Origin of the sequence: Klebsiella sp. Ech2A, from assembly GCF_030078455.1 — a bacterium.
Classification (GTDB): domain Bacteria; phylum Pseudomonadota; class Gammaproteobacteria; order Enterobacterales; family Enterobacteriaceae; genus Klebsiella; species Klebsiella terrigena.
Genome location: NZ_JAQGFU010000446.1, coordinates 1 through 1,086 on the forward strand (window position 1 = coordinate 1; position 1,086 = coordinate 1,086).

At 59.9% G+C, this 1,086-nt stretch carries 1 protein-coding gene and 1 pseudogene; both read left to right on the forward strand.

Annotation, left to right across the window (positions count from 1 at the left end; all coding sequences use genetic code 11):
* A pseudogene (locus PFH44_RS27875) lies at positions 1 to 668 on the forward strand (gluconate:proton symporter); the annotation flags it as partial.
* A 132-nt stretch (positions 669 to 800) separates the two neighbouring features.
* A partial coding sequence (locus PFH44_RS27880) for an iron chelate uptake ABC transporter family permease subunit (protein ID WP_283826881.1) occupies positions 801 to 1,086 on the forward strand: 286 nt, incomplete at its 3' end.

Here is a 1,086-nt window from a genome sequence, read left to right on the forward strand (position 1 = left end):
ACCTTGCTGAGCAGCCGCAGGATGAGAATAACCCGACTCTTACCCGCCGCAGAAAGCTGAGCGCGCTGGCCTTTGCGGCAACGATTATCGTGATGGCGGTGGTGGGGGTGGTCATTAAGGCCGGCTTTAGCTTCGCTATTATCGTGATGCTGCTGGTGGCGCTGATTACCGGCCTGGTCGGGGGGCTGCGGCCTACGCAGATCCTGCAGGCGCTGTATCACGGCTGCGGTCGGCTGGTGTGGATGTTCCTGCTGTACTGGCTCTACAACCCCATTCTTGAACTGATGGACGGGCTGCACGCATACCAGGGGCTGCTGGACTACACCCAGCCGCTGCTCGAGGGGATCTCTCCCGCCTGGCTGTGCTTTAGTATTTTTGCTTTTAATATTATTGGCCATGTCCCCGGCGCGGCGGTAGCGCAGATGACCTTTACCCATAAGATTTTCGGCCCGATGCTGATGGCGGCAGGCGTCCCGCCGCAGGGGACGACCGCCGTGCTGCTGGCATCATCGCAGGTTGACTGGTTTGGTCCGTTCCCGTCGTCAGATATGTTTGGACAGATGGGGCTGGCGCAGTCCACGCATTTGAAATATATGCTCTACAACGGCTGGGCCATCGTGCTGGCCAATATTGTTCTCTTCGCCGTGCTGTTCCAGGTTCTGGTGTAACAGCCGGCTAGCGGGCAGCGTAATTCTGCCCGCTAGCGTCCGCCGATATGCGCCATGAGCCGATGTTTTACTTTTCTCCCCGCAATACCCACCGTAAAATCAAATATATCTCTTTCTTGCATCCCGGTATTTATGCAGACCTTTGCTCAAATTCAACGGCGCCGCAGCCGGCGCTGGCTCGTTGCTTTACTGCTGCTGCTGCTGGCGATGATGGCCGCCAGCCTCTGCGCGGGCGATCTCTGGATCCCGCCGCAGGAGTGGCTCAGCGGCAGAGGGCAGCTCTTCATCTGGCAAATTCGCCTGCCGCGCACCCTGGCGGTGCTGCTGGTGGGCGCCGCTTTAGCGCTCTCCGGGGCGATCATGCAGGCGTTGTTCGAAAACCCGCTGGCGGGGCCGGGGCTGCTGGGGGGCTCTAACG